Below are 17,255 nucleotides of genomic sequence, written 5' to 3'. Positions count from 1 at the left end.
TTTCATATCGATTCCGGCAATCCCATGACGAGCGACACTCGCGACGACGCGGACACGGCGACCTGCACCGAGGCCCCTCTGGCCGACCAGCATTTTTCCGGCGATAGCCTCTGGGAACGTGACCCGGCGACTGGCCGGCCCCGTCCGCCGCGTCGGCCATTCAAGGCGCGGGGTAGTTTCGTCGAGCGCTGCGAGGGGTGTCGGCTGCCCACGCTTAATTGCCTGTGCCCGTATCGGGTAAGCGCCCACAGCCAGGCGCGCTTCTGGCTGCTGACGCACCCGCTGGAACACAACAAGCCCACCAACACCGGGCGGCTCATCGGCGACATCCTGGATACCACCGAAGTCTTCACCTGGTACCGTACGGCGCCTGATGCGACATTGCTGGCGCACCTCGAGGATGCGCGATTCGCGCCCTTCATTATCTTTCCCGACGACCAGCCGGACTATGCCGATCGCGTGGTCGGCATCGAGGCAGTCGACGAGGTGTCGAATGCCGGTCGCATTCCGGTGTTCATCATCCTCGATGGCACATGGCGTCAGGCGCGACGGATGTTTCGCAAGAGCCCCTATCTGGATTGTCTGCCGGTGCTGCCGCTGCACAGCGAGCGGCTGACCCGCTATCACCTGCGCAAACCAGCCTCGGCCGCGCATCTGTGTACCGCCGAAGTCGCCGCCGAGTTGCTGCGTCAGAGCGGGAACACCCAGGCTTCGGCCATCCTCGACGACTACTTCGACGCCTTCAACGACAGTTACGCGGCCAGTCGCAGGCATCACAAGCTGGACGCCCCGACCCCGGCAATGCGCCGCCTGCGGGAGCAGGGCTCAGAGTAACTGGCCGGCGATGCGCAGCCCGGCAATCCAGGTGCCGGCTGCCGAGCCGACGGTCGCCAGCAGGAACACCAGCAGGGTGCGCGAAACACGATTGCGCCACCAGCCCTTGAGCGATGACACGTCATGGCGCAGGCGCGAAAAGTCGCGCACCTTGGGGCGGCGCAGGGAGAGCTCCACGCCAGCGGCCACGAAGCCGGCCCCGATGGTGGGATTGAGCGAGGTCAGCGGGGCGGCAAAGAAAGTGGCGATCACCGTCAGTGGGTGCGCCAGGGCAATAGCGGCGCCGAGGCCTGACAGGACGCCATTGATCAGAAACCACTCGCCGACCAGTTGCCAGCCGAGTTGGGTGTCGCGGGAAAAACCGATGACGAAGCCGGCCAGCACCAGGGCGGTGATCGCCCAGGGTATGGCTTTCCACCAGCGAGCCCGGGTAGGTGTCTCGTCCAGATCGCGGCGTTCGATGGCCGGGTCGTCGGGCAGCGGCTGCGACAGATGCTCGGCCAGCCCCTTGAGGTGCCCGGCCCCGATCACCACCAGCACATTGCGGTAACGTCCGGGCGGGCTCTCTTCGGCCAGGCGCAGTGCCATGTAACGGTCGCGTTCGGCGATCAGGGGCGTGTAGAGGGCTTCCGACTGTTCGGCGAATTCGCGAAAGGTGGACTCCAGCACGTCGCCCTGCTTGAGGCGCTCGATCTCCTCGCTGGACACTTTCTGGCGCGACAGCAGGCTGCCGAACAGGCCGCTGATAAGGCCGGCACGCTGCCACCAGGGCACGTTGCCATAGATGCGCTTGAGCGTCACGCCGACGTCCCGGTCGACCAGCACCAGCGGCAGGGTGGCCCGCTGACTTTCCTTGACCGCTGCGCGCATCTCCGCTCCGGGTTCGATACCCGATTGTTCGGCGACACGCTGCTGAAAGGCGCCCAGCGCCAGGCTGGCGGCGACCATCCCGGCCTTGCCCTGGCGGAACACCTCGAACAGGTCCTGATTGGCCAGGCTATCCGGCTCGGTGAGGCTCTTGTAGCGCGATTCGCAGAGTTCGATGGCCACGGCATCGTACTCGCCGGAGCGAATCAGTTCGCGAACCTCATCGGCGCTGGCACGGGAGACGTGGGCGGTACCCAGCAGGGTGTAGCGGGTATCGCCGCACTCGATGACCCGGCGGGGACCGTCCTGAATGTCTTCGCGGGGGGTGTCCTGAGTTTCGATCATGGACGCTCGCTTGCTGTGGAATCGAGCAACCGATTATCCACGAGTGTCGGGGGCAGGCCAAACCCGCTCAACGGCGCCAGAAGGCAGGGGTGAACAGGACCAGAACGGTGAAGATCTCCAGGCGCCCCAGCACCATGGCCACTACCAGGATCCATTTCGCCGCAGAGGGGATGTCACCATAGTGGTTGGCCACCCCGCCGAGTCCCGGGCCGAGGTTGTTGAGTGCCGAGCCGACCGCCGACCAGGCGGTGACCTGGTCCAGCCCGGTGGCTAGCATGCCGATCAGCATCAGGAAGAACAGCATCACGTAGACCGAGAAGAAGCCCCATACCGCCTGTGAGACGCTGTCCGGCACGCTGGTACGCCCGACCTTGACGGCGATTACCGCGTTGGGGTGGATCAGGCGCAGCACCTCGCGCCCGCCCTGCTTGAGGATCAGCAGGATACGGATGACCTTCATGCCGCCGCCGGCCGACCCGGAGCAGGCGCCCACGAACGCCGCGACGAACAGCATGAACGGCAGGGCGCCGGGCCAGGCCGAGAAGTCGGCCACACCGAAGCCGGAGGTGGTCGCCACCGAGACAGCCTCGAAAATACCGTGGCGGACCCCGGTCATGTCGTTGTAGGTGTCGCTGACCAGCAGCACCAGGACACTGATGGCGCTGAGCAACATCAGGAACAGGATGAAGAAGCGAAACTCGGGGTCACGCATGTACTGGCCCAGTCGCTTTTCGCGCCAGGCCGCGAAGTGCAGTCCGAAGCTGATCGAGGACAGGATCATGAACACGATGCAGATCGTCTCGATGGTGGCGCTGTCGAAGTAGCCAATACTGGCGTCATAGGTGGAAAAGCCGCCGATGGCCACGGTCGAGAAACTATGACCGAGGGCATCGAACCAGTTCATGCCGGCCGCCCAGAAGGCAGCAAAGCAGGCCAGTGTTAGTGCGGCATAGATGTACCACAGCGCCTTGGCGGTCTCGGTGATGCGCGGAGTCAGCTTGGAATCCTTGAGCGGACCGGGAATCTCGGTGCGATAGAGCTGCATGCCGCCGATACCCAGGGTGGGCAGGATGGCTACCGCCAGTACCACGATTCCCATGCCGCCCAGCCACTGCAGTTGCTGCCGGTAGTAACGAATGGAGTCGGGCAGCAGGTCGATCCCCGTAATCACCGTGGCGCCTGTGGTAGTCAGCCCCGAAAACGACTCGAAGACGGCATCAGTCCACGATAGCGCCGGGTCGCTGGCGAGCATCAGCGGCAGCGACCCGAACAGCCCCAGCACGCTCCAGAACAGCACCGTGATCAGGAAACCGTCCCGAGTACGCAACTCCTTGCGGGCCTGCCGGTTGGGGATGTAGAGCACGGCGCCGGTCACGGCCGTGATCGCCATGGCAATGGCGAAGGCGTCCCACACGCCATCGACGAGCAGCCAGGAAATCGCGATTGGTGGCACCAGGGTCAGGCTGAACAGCATCAGCAGTAGCCCGAGAATGCGTAGTGTCACGCGTGGGCTCATGGCGTGGTGTTTCCCGCGTTAGGCATGTGAGTCGTTATTGTGTCCGGTGTATCAGAAGAAAGTCAGGCCTACCTGGAACAGCCGCTCGACATCACGGATACGCCGCTTGTCGACCACGAACAGGATGACGTGATCGCCTGATTCGACTACCACGTCGTCATGGGCGATGAGCACTTCCTGACCGCGTACGATGGCTCCGATGGTGGTGCCGGCCGGCAGGGCGATCTCGTCGATGGTGCGGCCGACGACCTTGGACGAACGCGAATCGCCGTGGGCGATGGCCTCGATTGCCTCGGCGGCACCTCGACGCAGCGAGTGGACGTTGACGATGTCGCCGCGGCGCACGTGAGTCAACAAGCCGCCGATGGTGGCCTGCTGGGGCGAGATCGCGATGTCGATCTCGCCGCCCTGGACCAGGTCGACGTAGGCGGCATTGTTGATCAGGGTCAGGACCTTCTTGGCGCCCAGGCGCTTGGCCAGCATCGACGACATGATGTTGACCTCGTCGTCGTTGGTCAGCGCGCAGAAGATATCGCAGTCCTCGATATTCTCTTCGATCAGCAGGCGCTTGCTGGTGGCGCTGCCATGCAGGACCACGGTACGGTCGAGCCGTTCGGAGAGCACCGTGCAGCGATCCAGGTCGTGCTCGATGATCTTGACCTGATGGCTGTGCTCGAGCTGTTCGGCCAGGCGCTGACCGATGTTGCCGCCCCCGGCGATGATCACGCGGCGAAAGTCGCGCTCCACCTTGCGCAGCTCGCTCATTACCGCGCGGATATCCTTGCGTGCGGCGATGAAGAAGACTTCGTCGTCGGCTTCTATGACGGTATCTCCGCGTGGAATGATCGGTCGATTACGCCGATAGATGGCGGCGACACGAGTATCGACATTAGGCATGTGTCGGCGCAGGAATCCCAACTCCTGGCCCACCAGCGGACCGCCGTAGTAGGCCTTGACCGCAACCAGCTGGGCCTGGCCACCGGCAAATTCGAGCACCTGCAGGGCACCCGGGTAAACGATCAGGCGGCGGATGTGGTCGGTGACCACCTGCTCCGGGCTGATCAGTACGTCGATCGGCACGGCCTCGTTGGAAAACAGCCCTTTGCGGGTCAGGTAGGCGGCGGCCCGCACGCGGGCGATCTTGGTCGGGGTGCGGAACAGGGTATGCGCCACCTGACAGGCCACCATGTTGACCTCGTCGGAGTTGGTCACGGCGATCAGCATGTCGGCATCCTCGCCACCGGCCTGGCGCAGCACCATGGGGTAGGATGCCGGACCGGTCACGGTGCGGATATCCAGCCGGTTGTGCAGTTCACGCAAGCGTCCCGTGTCGGTATCGACCACGGTGATATCGTTTTCTTCATGGGCCAGGTGTTCGGCTAGCGTACCGCCGACCTGACCGGCGCCCAGAATGATGATCTTCATCGATGGGGGTTCCGCATACGGGGTGGTCCGTTGTGACGCGCTAGCATAAACCAGACAGGGGCGCCGGGGACAGGGCCCGACCAAACGGGCCCGAGCGCTGGCGCCAGGTGGCTCAGTTCAGCGTGAAGCCGATCTTGACAGTGACCTGCCAGTGCGCGATACGCCCGTGTTCGATGTGGCCACGGGTATCCACGACCTCGAACCAGCGCATGTCGTGCAACGACTCGTTGGCCTTGGCGATGGCCTGCTCGACGGCGTCCTCGATCCCCTTGGGCGAGGAGCCGGTGACTTCGATGTGCTTGTAGACATGATTGGACATGCCAGTCCTCCTAACCGGTGAGTAATGACCGGCACTGACGAGCAGTGCCGAATTCCCTCGCCAGTATAGGTGCAGTGTCCGGCCCGCTGTCTAACTGGCCGACTTCTCCAGGCGCGCGTAGAAGAACCCATCGTGTCCGTCGATGCGCGGCAGCAGTTGGCGTCCAGCGCCAGCGGCACGGCCCCAGGCCACATCTGTCGGTGTCGAGGCCCGGGCATCCGGCGTGCGGGACAGGAACGCCTCGATGGCGTTGGCGTTCTCTTCCTGCATCACCGAGCAGGTGGCGTAGAGCAGGGTGCCGCCGGGGGCCAGGGTTTGCCAAAGGTTATCCAGCAGGCGCGCCTGCAGCGAGGCGAGATCGCGTATGTCGCTGGGGCGTCTCAGTTGCTTGATGTCGGGGTGGCGTCGGATGACCCCGGTACCCGAACACGGTGCATCCAGCAGAATCGCATCGTAAGGTTCGCCGTCCCACCAGTCGAGTTCGCTGGCGTCGGCATGCTTCAGGTGTGCGGTCTGGTTGAGGCGGCCCAGGGTCGCAGCGACGCGCGCGAGGCGACTGGCGTCATTGTCGATAGCTGTCAGGGCGACATCGTAGGCTTCGAGCAGGTGGGCGGCCTTGCCGCCCGGGGCGCAGCAGGCATCCAGCACGCGCGCGCCGGATCGCTGCTGCAACGCTGGTGCCAGCAACGACGCAGCGAGTTGCGCAGCCTCGTCCTGGACGCTGGCCTCGCCGTCTGCAAAGCCGGGTAGCTCGCTGATATCGCAGGGCGTTTCCAGGGTCAGACCGTCCGCGGAATAGGTGCAGGGCGTGGCCGGCTTGCCGGCCTGCTCGAGTCGCTGCAGGTAGGCATCTCGGGTGGTCAGGCGGCGATTGACGCGCAGCGTCATCGGGCCGGGACGATTGTTAGCCTCGGCAATCGCCTGCCAGTCGTCGGGCCAGGCCTGGCGCAGCGAACGCATCAGCCATACGGGATGCAGCAGGGCGACATGAGTATCACTATCGACCCGGGCCTGCAGCGTCTCCGACTCGCGCTGCAGGCGCCGCAGGCAGCCATTGATCACCTTGGTGGCCCACTCCTTGTTGAGCAGGCGGGCCGCGCCGGCGGTTTCGCCGACGGCGGCATGCGGGGGGACCCGCAGATAAAGTAACTGGTGAATGCCCAGCAGCAGCAATGCCTTGACGTCGGTGTCGCGCGCCTTGAACGGGCTTCGCAACAACTCGGCAGCAAGCGCCTCGAGACGCGGTAACGTCCGGCACACTCCATAGCAGAGCGCACGCAGGAAGGCGCGATCGCGTGCTGGCACGACGCTATCATCGAGCGTGGCCAGCGAGCCCTTGCCGGTCAATACCGGTACCAGGGCACGCGCAGCGGCAACCCGGACGCCCTGACCGCTGGATGTGTCATTCATGCCGTGTCCTCCTGACGGGAATGGCCGAGGCAAGTGCCTGGTGCAAAGCGTTCGGCGCGGGAGTTGAGCAGATCACGCGCCGTCAGGGGCTTGCCCCCGGGCAACTGGGCCTGGGTAATTCTCAGCACCTGGGTACCGTCCGGGCCGCAGGCGATGCGCAGGGCATCGCCGGCCGGCTCGAGCAGGGTGCCTGGAAGCGTGGCGGAACCGGTTGCGGGTTCGGACTCGGCCAGCCAGAGGCGCAGAGGCTGCCCGTCGAGCAGGGTCCAGGCGACCGGCCAGGGGTTGAAGGCACGGATACGAGCGGCCAGTTCCGAGGCCGGGCGATTGAAGTCGAGTTCGGCCTCGGCCTTGGAGAGCTTGGCGGCATAGGTAACGCCCTCGCTTGGCTGTGGCGTGGCCGACAATTCACCGGAAGCCAGTGCGTCGAGAGCCTCGACAATCGCCTTGCCGCCGAGGTGAGCCAGTTGGTCGTGCAGTGCGCCACCGATCGTCGCCGTGTCGATGGGAAGACGACGTGTCAGCAGCATGTCACCGGTATCGAGACCGGCATCCATCTGCATGATGGTGATGCCCGTCTCGCTGTCGCCGGCCTCGATGGCGCGCTGGATCGGGGCGGCGCCACGCCAGCGTGGCAGCAGCGAGGCGTGAACGTTGATGCAGCCCAGGCGCGGCGTGTCGAGTACGGCCTGTGGCAGCAGCAGGCCGTAGGCCACGACGACCATGACGTCGGCACCGAGTGACGCCAGCGTCTGCTGGGCCTCGGCATTCTTGAGAGACTCGGGCTGAAAGACCTTGATGCCGTGCTGCTGGGCAAGCGCCTTGACCGGGCTCGGGGTCAGCTTGCGCCCGCGTCCGGCGGGGCGGTCCGGCTGGGTGTAGACGGCGATGACATCGTGCTGACTGGCAAGCAACGCCTTGAGGCTGTCGGCGGCAAACACCGGGGTGCCGGCGAACACCACACGCAAGGGTCGGGACATGAAGGGCATCCATGGTAGAGAAGCATGAGAGGCATGATAGCGAAGGGGAGCGGAAGTCAAAACGTCGCTACCAGAAACGCCAGGACCGGACGGGAGTCCGGTCCTGGCTGTGTCAGTCTTTTGACTGAGTGACGTGGAAGTCAGGCGCCCTGCATCTGCTTGTGGCGCTTCTCCATCTTCTTGCGTACGCGGTCGCGCTTGAGCGGCGAGAGGTAATCCACGAACAGCACGCCTTCGAGATGGTCATGCTCATGTTGGATGCAATGCGCGAGCAAGCCGTCGGCTTCCAGTTCGTAGGGCTGGCCGTCACGGCCGAGTGCCTTGAGGTGGACGCGCAGGGCACGCGGCACTTCGGCATAGTATTCGGGAATCGACAGGCAGCCTTCCTGCATCGGCTCGCGCTCGTCGCCGAGCGGCGTGTATTGCGGATTGATCAGCACCAGTGGCTGCGAACGATCGTCGCTCACGTCGATCACGATGACCCGGCGGTGCACGTCGACCTGTGTCGCCGCCAGGCCAATACCACGGGCGTCGTACATGGTTTCGAGCATGTCGTCGACCAGGGTGCGTACCTCATCGTCGACGACGTCGACCGGCGCCGCCTTGGTGCGCAGGCGCTCGTCGGGGAATTCGAGGATGTCTAGCTTGGCCATGGCGTTTAAATTACCGTTGTGCAAAGTTACGAGAACATTAGGCATATTGTAGTGCGCGCCGCCGGGTAACGGAACCTTTGGCGGCATCCGGGTGGGTATTCACTTTGACAGGATGACCGCGCGGGGGTTCGGCGCGGTCACGTCAGCAAAAGAAAAAAGCCGGTTTCCCGCCAGGGCCGGCCTCGATAGGGAACAGGGGATGATAAAGAGGTTAGACGGGGAGGTGCGCCGCCCGCACCTGTTCGGCTGGGTGGCCGGGGCTTTGGCCGGTGCCCTGCTGGCGACGCCTGCCGTGGCACTCACGAGCGAGTTGCGTCAGGACGCGCCGGCTCGCTATACCGTGGTCAAGGGCGATACGTTGTGGGATATCTCGGGGCGTTTCCTGCAGCACCCTTGGCAGTGGCCCGAGGTCTGGGACGTCAACCCCCAGATTCGCAATCCCCATCTGATCTATCCCGGTGACAGCGTTTATCTCTACTACGAGAACGGTCAGCCCCGCCTGGGGCTAGAGCGCGGCCAGGGGAGTGTGGTCCGGCTGTCGCCCGAGGTGCGCCAGGTGCCGCGACGCGAAGCCATTCCTCCCCTGCCTCTGGACACCGTCGAAAGCTTCCTCGAAGGCAACCGCATCGTCGAGCCAGGCATGACCGAGGCGGTGCCGTATGTGGTTGCCGGCAACGACCGGCGCATCATCAGCGGGGCCGGCGATCGGCTTTATGTGCGCGGTACGTTGCCGTCCATGCAGCGCTTCGGTCTCTATCGCCCGGGACAGCGCTACGAGGATCCCGACACCGGCGAGTTTCTCGGTGTGGAGCTCGAAACACTGGGAGAGGCGCGCTTCATCCGCCAGCAGGGCGACATTGCCATGCTCGAGGTGGTATCCTCGCGACAGGAGATTCGCGATGCTGACCTGGTGTTGCCTCTCGAATCGTTGCCGGTCACACCCGAATTTCAACCGCGCGCGCCTGACCGGCCGAGCGAGGGCCATATCCTGGCGGTACCCGGGGGCGTCCAGTTCATCGGCAGGCTGGACGTGGTGGCGCTCGACCTTGGCGAACGCGATGGCCTCGAGCCCGGGCACGTCCTGGCCGTGGAGCAGCGGGGCGAACTGGTCACCGATCCCGTTACCCAGGAACTGATTCGCCTGCCCGGCGAGGATGCCGGCTGGTTGATGGTGTTTCGCGTCTACGACCGGATCAGCTATGCACTGGTCATGCATGCCACACGCAGTCTGGCAGTGGGCGACCGGGTCCATTCGCCGCAAGGCGTGGACAGGCTGATCAATGACGGGGGCGTGTGACGCATGGCCATGACTGCCAAGGAATGGCTGGTGTTGTCACGACTCCCGGGACTCGGTGCTCGACGCATCACCAGCTTGAAGGCGCGCCAACCCGAATGGCCCGATGGCTGGCTGGCGCTGTTGCCCGGACCGGCCCGCGATGCCTTGCGACTCTGGCTGGAACATCCCTCGCGAAGTCCGCTCCAGGCGGAGATCGAACGGGCCCTCGGCTGGGCGTCTCGTGATGCCGCACACCATCTGCTGACGCCATCACATCCCGCCTGGCCGGCTCTGCTTGATGAGCTTCCCGATCCGCCACCGCTGCTCTGGGCGCAGGGTAGCCTGGAGGCACTGGATGTGCCGGGGCTGGCCATTGTCGGGACACGCCGTCCCACCCGTGAAGGGCTGGGCAATACCGCGCGCTTCGCCGGTGACCTGGCCAGGGCCGGGCTGGCAGTGATCAGCGGCATGGCCCTGGGCGTCGATGGCCAGGCCCACCATGCGGCGCTGGAGGCTGGCGGAACCAGCATCGGCGTGCTGGGGTGCGGCATCGACGTGGTCTATCCCGCACGTCACACCGGGCTCTATCGGCAGATGCTGGAGCGCGGCGGGCTGCTGGTCAGCGAGCACGCGCCGGGAGTGCGTGCCAACCCGGCGTTCTTTCCGCGCCGCAATCGCATCATTACCGGGATGTCTTTGGGAGTGCTGGTCGTCGAGGCGGCAGAGAAAAGCGGCTCGCTGATCAGTGCACGTCTGGCCATGGAACAGAATCGCGATGTCTTCACCCTGCCGGGCTCGATCAACAACCCCCAGGCCAGAGGCTGTCTCACGCTGCTGCGCCAGGGCGCGGCCTTGGTCACGAGTGTCGAAGACATTCTTGCCGAATTGACGCATTGGTCGCTGCCAGCACTGGCGACGAGCCCGCCGGGTGGCGCTGCCGTTTCGCAGGCCAAGTCGGCGCCGGAGGATCCGCTGCTGGCGCTACTCAGCGATGCACCAACGCCACTCGATCTGTTGATCGACCTGTCCGGTCAAGGCTTCGGCCACTGTCAGCAGCGACTGCTGGAGCTCGAGCTCGAGGGGCGCGTGACTCAGGCGCCGGGTGGCTGGGTCCGGCTGCCCGGGTAGCTGTTGGCCGCTGCCGGGCGTGCTAGAATCTCGCCCCAGTCTTTCAGTCGAGTCGCAAACGATGACCGAACGTCACGCTCTGGATGCTGCCGTCGCCGCCCTTCGTCAGGGTGGCATCCTCGCCTATCCGACCGAGGCTGTATGGGGTTTGGGATGCGATCCCGACAATGCCGAGGCCCTGGCAACCCTGATTCGGCTCAAGCAGCGTGATCCGGCCAAGGGCCTGATCCTGATCGCCGGGCATATCGCACAATTGGAACCCTGGCTGGCCGGCCTGGAAGCGCAGGACCGGGAACTCCTCGCCGCGAGCTGGCCGGGGCCGAACACCTGGCTGGTACCGGACAACGGACGTTCCCATCCCTTGCTGCGCGGCGAGCACCCCAGTGTGGCGTTGCGCGTCAGCGATCATCCGCTGGTCGGTGAGCTGTGCGCCGCCTTTGGCGGACCGGTCGTATCGACCTCGGCCAATACCGCCGGCGCACCGCCGGCCCGGGACGCCGACACCGTTAGCCATCAGTTTGGCTCAGCGGTCCATGTTCTCGACGGACCGCTGGGTGGCCATTCGCGTCCCAGTACCATCCGCGATCTGCGCAGTGGCGAGGTGCTGCGCGCCTAGCCATGCCCCAGCCGAGGGCATGGCTTCACGAACGCCAATCCAAGGAGTGTTGTGTGGCACACGCCCATCTCGATGACGTCAAGCAGTATCTTCTCGACTTGCAGGATCGTCTTTGCCAGGCCCTGGCCGACGAGGACGGCGAGGCCGGATTCCGGGAGGACGCCTGGGATCGCCCCGAGGGTGGCGGGGGTCGCTCGCGGGTCATCGAAAACGGTGCCGTCTTCGAAAAGGGCGGCGTGAACTTTTCCCACGTGCACGGCGAGACGCTTCCGCCTTCCGCCACGGCGGCACGTCCTGAACTGGCCGGGCGCAGCTTTCATGCCGTCGGGGTCTCCTGGGTCATGCATCCGCATAACCCGCATGTGCCGACCAGCCACGGCAACGTGCGCTTCTTCATTGCCGAGAAGGCCGGAGAAGCACCGGTCTGGTGGTTTGGCGGCGGTTACGATCTCACGCCGTTCTATCCGGTCGAGGAGGATGTGATTCACTGGCACCGGGTGGCCCGTAACGCCTGCCTGCCGTTCGGTGAGGACGTCTATGCTCGTTACAAGGCCTGGTGCGACGAGTATTTCTATCTCAAGCACCGCAACGAGACTCGCGGCGTCGGTGGCTTGTTCTTCGATGATTTGAACGAGTGGGATTTTTCCGAGTGCTTCGCCTTCCAGCGCGCCGTGGGCGATAGTTTTCTTGATGCTTACCTGCCCATTGTCAAACGCCGCCGTCACGACGACTACGGTCAGCACGAGCGGGCCTTCCAGGCTTATCGTCGTGGACGTTACGTCGAGTTCAACCTGGTGTGGGATCGCGGTACGCTGTTCGGCTTGCAGAGTGGCGGCCGTACCGAGTCGATCCTGATGTCGATGCCACCGGTCGCCGAGTGGCACTATGGCTGGACCCCGGAGCCGGGCAGCCGCGAAGAGGTGCTGTATCGCGATTATCTGCGCCCGCGCGACTGGCTGAACGATGCCGAGCGTTCCGCGCCGTAAGCGCCGATCGAACAGGAGTCGAGAGATGACAGATCGTTATTGCGTGTTCGGCCATCCGGTCGGTCACTCGAGGTCGCCCCGCATCCACAAGGCCTTTGCCGAGCAGTTTGGTGCCGAGATCGCCTACGAGGCCATCGAGGCACCGCTCGATGGTTTCGCGGGCGCCTGGCGGGACTTCGTCAACCATGGCGGCAAGGGGGGCAATGTCACCGTGCCTTTCAAGGAAGATGCCTACCGACTGGCTGACGTGCTGAGTCCACGTGCCCGACGTGCCGGCGCAGTGAACACGCTGGTGCTCGGCAAGCAGGGCGACACCTACGGCGATACCACGGATGGCATCGGTCTGGTGCGTGACCTGCAGGCGCATGCCGCACCGCTGGAAGGCGCACGAATTCTGGTGCTGGGTGCCGGGGGGGCTGTGCGTGGCGTGCTCGAGCCGCTGCTGGCGGCCCGGCCCGCGGTACTGATGATCGCCAACCGTACCGCTGACAAGGCACGCCAACTCGCCGACGATTTCGCCGACCTGGGCGAAACTACCGGTGGTGGCTTCGACGAAATCGTGGGGACGTTCGATCTGGTCGTCAATGGCACCAGTGCCAGCCTGGGCGGTGAGCTGCCCCCTTTGCCCGACGACCTGTTTGCTGACGCGGCGCTGGCCTATGACATGATGTATGGTGCCGAGCCGACGGTCTTCCTGCGCTGGGCCGCCGAGCATGGCGCTCGCACTGTGGATGGCCTGGGCATGCTGATCGAGCAAGCAGCGGAATCCTACTTCCTGTGGCGCAACCGGCGGCCCGAGACTGGCCCGGTCAGAGAGCTGCTGCGCAGCGAGATATGAGCTGAACGTCACCCGGCCTTGCCGGGTGACGCATCAGGATGCCGAGGCTGGCTTATTAGCCCGGTCGACGGCAATTGGGCGTCTGGCCCGAGGCTTGCGCCTGCTGGTACAGTGCCAGCGCGTCGTCCATCTGTTCCTGAAGACCGCCGATACGCTGGCCATGGCTGGGGTGAGTCGACATCCACACCGGTGGCTGTCCTTGGCTATTGGCTGACATGTTCTGCCACAGATCGACGCTCTCGCGAGGGTCGAACCCCGCCCTGGCCATCAGGTTCAGCCCTACCACGTCAGCCTCGCTTTCCTGCTTGCGCGAGAACGGCATGAGAATGCCGTACTGCGCACCCGCGCCGAGCAGCCCCATGAGCTGTTGGCCGCCGGCGCCTTCCAGGCCGGCCGCAGCCTGCAACACCGAAAGGCCGGTCTGGGTGGCGGCCTGCTGGGAGACACGTTCATTGGCATGGTCCGCCATGACGTGGGCGATCTCGTGACCGATGACGGCGGCCAGCTGGTCCTGGTTGGTCGCCACATCGAGCAGGCCGGTATTGACGCCAATGTAGCCACCGGGCAGGGCGAAGGCGTTGGCCGACTCGTCCTGGAAGACCTTGACCTCCCACGCACCGCCCGAATTCAGTTGGCTGGTGATGGCTGACGCCACGCACTGCACGTAACTGTTCACCTGGCCACCAACCACCGGCAGTTGCTGTTCGTACTGGGCGAAACTCTGCTCGCCCATTTCACTGAGCTGTTCCTGCGAGAACAGGGTCAACTGCGAGCGGCCGGTCGGCGACTGGCTGCAGGCGGCAAGGGTGATCATCAAGGCGCCAATGGCGCTGCGCTTCATCCACTTCATGGGTGTGTCTCCTGGCGTCCTGTCCGTCTGGACCGTGATCGTATTGGGCTTCAAGATACCCGGATGCCCTGCAGGGTCAACCATTGCCGACTTAGGAGTCTAAAACGATGGATGCCGAGCTGTCCCAGCGTCTTTCCCGCCTGCTCGACCGTGTCGAAGCCTGGCTACCCGAAGAGCCGCCCCGGCTGGATTGGTCGCAGGACGTTGCCGCCCTGTGGCAACGCCATGCCCTGGGCGGCCAGCTTTTGCCGGTACAGGTACGTGACGCCGTGACGTTGGACGATCTGCTTGGCGTGGAGCGCCAGAAGCGGGCGCTGCTCGACAATACCCGGGCTTTTCTTCGCGGCCTGCCAGCCAACCACGCACTGCTGTGGGGCGCGCGCGGCAGTGGCAAGTCCTCGCTGGTTCGGGCCTTGCTGAACACCTTGGCGAAGGAGGGGCTGCGCCTGATTCAGGTGGACCGGCACGACCTGGTGGGGCTGCCCGCCCTGGTCCAGCAGCTGCGCGACCGGCCGCAGCGTTTCGTGGTGTATTGCGACGATTTGTCTTTCGAAGGCAACGACGATGCCTACAAGGCGCTCAAGAGCGTGCTTGACGGGACGTTGACCGGGCCTCCCGAAAACGTCCTGCTCTACGCCACCTCCAACCGCCGTCATCTGCTGCCCGAATCGCTGAGCGACAATGCCGAGACCCGGCTGGTGGGGGATGAGCTTCACCATGGCGATGCCGTCGAGGAGAAGATCTCGTTGTCGGATCGCTTCGGCCTGTGGCTGGCTTTCCACCCCTTCAACCAGGACACCTATCTCGAAGCCTGCCGCCATTGGGTTGGCCAACTCGGCGCTGGGCTGGATTGGAGCGAGGAAGCCCGCGAGGAGGCCGTCCGCTTCGCCACGCTACGTGGCGGACGCAGCGGACGGGCCGCCTGGCAATTCGCCTGCCACTGGGTCGGGCGGCAGGGACTCGAGCGCTGACGAGCTACTGCTGGGGCTGCAGGTTGCCCTCCGGGCCGACGGTGAATCGCAGGGTTGGCATCCACGCTCCGGTCGGCAGCTTCATGCCCAGCCCGCGCACATCGCCCGGGTCGATGCTCAGCTCGCTGCCTTCCGGCAACTCACCCTGGCTGGCCAGTTGTCTGGCCAACTGCACCATGGGCATCAACTTCTGGCTGTCACCGAGCAGGTCGAAGCGTACCGGCAGGCGCACATCGGCAGCGTCACCCGGGGTGAGTGCGACACTCTCGGCATAGTGGCCACTGACTGGCTCGGCACCGGGCACGTCCAGTTTCCAGCCGAAGCCGTCGAGCTGCACCGGTGGCAGCCCGCTGGGCAATCCCAGCCCCAGCGCCAGCGTAGCCTGGATCGGCAGGCTGCCAGTACCCAGGCTGGAGGCGAGCAATGAGGTCAGGTCGCTGGTGTCCAGGCCGGCACTAACGTCATATGGCCCGATTCGCACCTTCTCGACACCCAGCGAAGTGAGCGTCAGGCGCATCGCGAACAGGCCGGTCTGAGGCAATGCCAGGCAGCCCGCGAGCAGTAGCGCGATGCAAAAGGGAAGAACACGCAGTCCGCGCCACAGGTGGCGACGGTCGGAACGGAAAGAGGGCATGCAGCGCTCCGGACAACAGGGATGGGATAAGCGCCTGGCGGTTACTGCCAGGCGCGCGCATTCTAGGACTACCCACGAAAGGGCGACAAGCGAATTCGAGCAGCGCCGGCCGTCGCCGTGTCAACGGCGGTTGCGGCGAGCCTCCTTGGTGCGGGCCAGCTGGCGGGCGCGAGCCTTTTCGCGATCGCTGGCATCGGCGTTGCTGTCGTAGGGGTTCTTGCCGGAACGGAACTCGAAGCGCATCGGCGTGCCGCGCACCTTGAGCACCTTGCGGAACGTATTGGTCAGGTAGCGCTTGTAGGCTTCCGGCAAGGCTTCTGTCTGATTGCCGTGAACGACGATGATCGGCGGATTGCTGCCGCCCTGGTGCGCCATGCGCAACTTGATGCGACGCCCATGCACCAGTGGCGGCTGGTGTTCGCTGACCGCATCTTGGAGGATATTGGTGAGGCGGTTGGTCGACCAGTGCGCGGTCGCTGCCTTGAAGGCGCGCTCGACGGATGGGTAGAGATCGCCCACTGCCGTGCCATGCAATGCCGAGATGAAGTGCAGGTCGGCATAATCGGCAAACCCCAGGCGACGCTTGATGTCGGCGCGCATCTTCTCGCGCTGCTCGCTTTCCAGACCATCCCACTTGTTGACCGCCAGAACCAGGGCACGGCCCGTGCTGAGCACGTAGTCGAGCAGGTGCAGGTCCTGTTCCACCAGGCCGCTGCGTGCATCGAGTACCATGATCGCGACATGGCACTCCTTGATCGCTTCCAGCGTCTTGATGATCGAGAACTTTTCGGCGGCCAGGCTGACGTTCTTGCGTCGCCGTACCCCGGCGGTATCCACCAGCACGTAGGGTCTGCCACGGCGCTCGAAGGGAATCTCGATGGCATCTCGCGTGGTGCCGGCCTCGTCGAAGACCACCACGCGCTCCTCGCCGAGCAATCGGTTGACCAGCGTCGACTTTCCGACATTGGGCCGACCGATCACGCCGATGCGAATACCCTGCTCGGTGGCGGGGGGCGGCGCGTTTTCCTCACGCTCGGGGAAGGGCGCCAGTACCTCGTCGATCAGTGCTGTGACGTTGCGTCCATGCGCGGCGGCGATGGGGCGTGGGTCGCCCAGGCCAAGGGCCCAGAAGTCGGCCATGGCCGAGTGCTCTTCCAGGCCATCGGTCTTGTTGACGACCAGCCAGGTCTTCTTCTGGTTGACGCGCAGATGGTTGGCGATGGCCTCGTCGGCCACGTGCAGGCCGGTACGTGCATCGACCAGGAACAGCACGATATCGGCCTCATCGATGGCCAGCAGCGACTGCTCGGCCATGGCCGCATCGATGCCTTCCTCATCGCCGCTGATACCGCCTGTGTCGATGACGGTGTAGGTCTTGCCACCGAGCTGGCCATTGCCGTACTTGCGATCCCGGGTCAGGCCGGGGAAATCGGCGACCAGGGCATCACGCGTGCGGGTGAGGCGATTGAAAAGGGTCGACTTGCCGACATTGGGTCGGCCGACCAGGGCGATCACGGGATTCATGGCATTCGGGAATCGAGTCAGGAGTCGGCAGAAACCGGTAGGGTTTCTGTTGGATTGGGCGCGATTCTAGCATTGCTTGCCAG

17 protein-coding genes are annotated in these 17,255 nt (G+C 64.8%); 7 read left to right on the top strand and 10 right to left on the bottom strand.

Annotated elements, in window-relative coordinates; translation table 11 throughout:
• The first annotated feature begins 24 nt into the window (after nt 1–24).
• The gene (locus BM194_RS02915) at nt 25–834 is read left to right on the top strand and encodes a tRNA-uridine aminocarboxypropyltransferase (protein WP_092843461.1); all 810 of its coding nucleotides are present in this window, start codon (nt 25–27) and stop codon (nt 832–834) included.
• Here BM194_RS02915 and BM194_RS02910 read toward each other — a convergent pair.
• The 7 genes from BM194_RS02910 to def all read right to left on the bottom strand — a co-directional run bounded on the left by BM194_RS02910 (nt 826) and on the right by def (nt 8,349).
• Complete coding sequence (locus BM194_RS02910; RefSeq protein ID WP_092843459.1) at nt 826–2,046, bottom strand: TraB/GumN family protein; 1,221 nt, start codon at nt 2,044–2,046, stop codon at nt 826–828. The two genes, BM194_RS02915 and BM194_RS02910, sit on opposite strands and share 9 nt — an antisense overlap.
• 67 nt (nt 2,047–2,113) lie before the next feature.
• Nucleotides 2,114–3,562 carry a TrkH family potassium uptake protein gene (locus tag BM194_RS02905; RefSeq protein ID WP_092843457.1) on the bottom strand — a complete coding sequence of 483 codons (1,449 nt, stop codon included), beginning with the start codon at nt 3,560–3,562 and terminating at the stop codon, nt 2,114–2,116.
• 51 nt (nt 3,563–3,613) lie between these two features.
• Complete coding sequence (gene trkA, locus BM194_RS02900) at nt 3,614–4,987, bottom strand: Trk system potassium transporter TrkA (protein ID WP_092843455.1); 1,374 nt, start codon at nt 4,985–4,987, stop codon at nt 3,614–3,616.
• A 112-nt stretch (nt 4,988–5,099) separates the two neighbouring features.
• Entirely contained in the window at nt 5,100–5,306 is a 207-nt protein-coding gene (locus BM194_RS02895; protein ID WP_092843453.1) for a dodecin, read from the bottom strand.
• Between the two features lie 90 nt (nt 5,307–5,396).
• Complete coding sequence (gene rsmB / locus BM194_RS02890) at nt 5,397–6,716, bottom strand: 16S rRNA (cytosine(967)-C(5))-methyltransferase RsmB (protein WP_092843451.1); 1,320 nt, start codon at nt 6,714–6,716, stop codon at nt 5,397–5,399.
• On the bottom strand, nt 6,713–7,696 hold the full coding sequence (fmt, locus tag BM194_RS02885; RefSeq protein ID WP_092843449.1) for a methionyl-tRNA formyltransferase: 984 nt from the start codon (nt 7,694–7,696) through the stop codon (nt 6,713–6,715). Before fmt ends, rsmB begins: the two co-directional genes overlap by 4 nt.
• Before the next feature lie 140 nt (nt 7,697–7,836).
• Nucleotides 7,837–8,349: a peptide deformylase gene (gene def, locus BM194_RS02880; protein WP_092843447.1), complete on the bottom strand. Its 513-nt coding sequence runs from the start codon at nt 8,347–8,349 to the stop codon at nt 7,837–7,839.
• Between the two features lie 199 nt (nt 8,350–8,548).
• Here def and BM194_RS02875 point away from each other — a divergent pair, with 199 nt between their 5' ends.
• The 5 genes from BM194_RS02875 to aroE all read left to right on the top strand — a co-directional run bounded on the left by BM194_RS02875 (nt 8,549) and on the right by aroE (nt 13,193).
• On the top strand, nt 8,549–9,646 hold the full coding sequence (locus BM194_RS02875; RefSeq protein ID WP_092843445.1) for a LysM peptidoglycan-binding domain-containing protein: 1,098 nt from the start codon (nt 8,549–8,551) through the stop codon (nt 9,644–9,646).
• A 9-nt stretch (nt 9,647–9,655) separates the two neighbouring features.
• Nucleotides 9,656–10,753 (top strand): DNA-processing protein DprA, encoded by a 1,098-nt coding sequence (dprA, locus tag BM194_RS02870; RefSeq protein WP_177223329.1) that lies wholly within the window; start codon nt 9,656–9,658, stop codon nt 10,751–10,753.
• 61 nt (nt 10,754–10,814) lie between these two features.
• Nucleotides 10,815–11,369 (top strand): L-threonylcarbamoyladenylate synthase type 1 TsaC, encoded by a 555-nt coding sequence (gene tsaC / locus BM194_RS02865; protein ID WP_092843441.1) that lies wholly within the window; start codon nt 10,815–10,817, stop codon nt 11,367–11,369.
• Between the two features lie 53 nt (nt 11,370–11,422).
• Nucleotides 11,423–12,355 (top strand): oxygen-dependent coproporphyrinogen oxidase, encoded by a 933-nt coding sequence (gene hemF / locus BM194_RS02860; RefSeq protein WP_092843439.1) that lies wholly within the window; start codon nt 11,423–11,425, stop codon nt 12,353–12,355.
• 25 nt (nt 12,356–12,380) lie between these two features.
• Entirely contained in the window at nt 12,381–13,193 is an 813-nt protein-coding gene (gene aroE, locus BM194_RS02855; protein ID WP_092843437.1) for a shikimate dehydrogenase, read from the top strand.
• A 55-nt stretch (nt 13,194–13,248) separates the two neighbouring features.
• Here the strand turns inward: aroE and BM194_RS02850 are convergent, their stop codons facing one another.
• Entirely contained in the window at nt 13,249–14,043 is a 795-nt protein-coding gene (locus BM194_RS02850) for a M48 family metallopeptidase (protein ID WP_092843435.1), read from the bottom strand.
• A gap of 107 nt (nt 14,044–14,150) precedes the next feature.
• On the opposite strand from BM194_RS02850, the gene BM194_RS02845 reads away from it, so the two are divergent.
• Nucleotides 14,151–15,014, top strand: coding sequence for an ATP-binding protein (locus BM194_RS02845; RefSeq protein WP_092843433.1), 864 nt, complete (start codon nt 14,151–14,153; stop codon nt 15,012–15,014).
• A 4-nt stretch (nt 15,015–15,018) separates the two neighbouring features.
• On the opposite strand, the gene BM194_RS02840 is transcribed toward BM194_RS02845, so the two are convergent.
• Together BM194_RS02840 and der are read right to left on the bottom strand one after the other, a co-directional pair.
• A complete protein-coding gene (locus BM194_RS02840; RefSeq protein WP_092843431.1) occupies nt 15,019–15,648 on the bottom strand; it encodes a hypothetical protein in 630 nt (209 codons plus the stop codon).
• Between the two features lie 120 nt (nt 15,649–15,768).
• A complete protein-coding gene (der, locus tag BM194_RS02835; RefSeq protein WP_092843429.1) occupies nt 15,769–17,172 on the bottom strand; it encodes a ribosome biogenesis GTPase Der in 1,404 nt (467 codons plus the stop codon).
• Nucleotides 17,173–17,255 lie beyond the last annotated feature (83 nt).

It is taken from the genome of Modicisalibacter xianhensis (assembly GCF_900113605.1).
GTDB lineage: Bacteria > Pseudomonadota > Gammaproteobacteria > Pseudomonadales > Halomonadaceae > Modicisalibacter > Modicisalibacter xianhensis.
The sequence above is the reverse complement of the archived record's forward strand: the minus strand, read 5'-3'. Positions and strand labels throughout refer to the sequence as shown.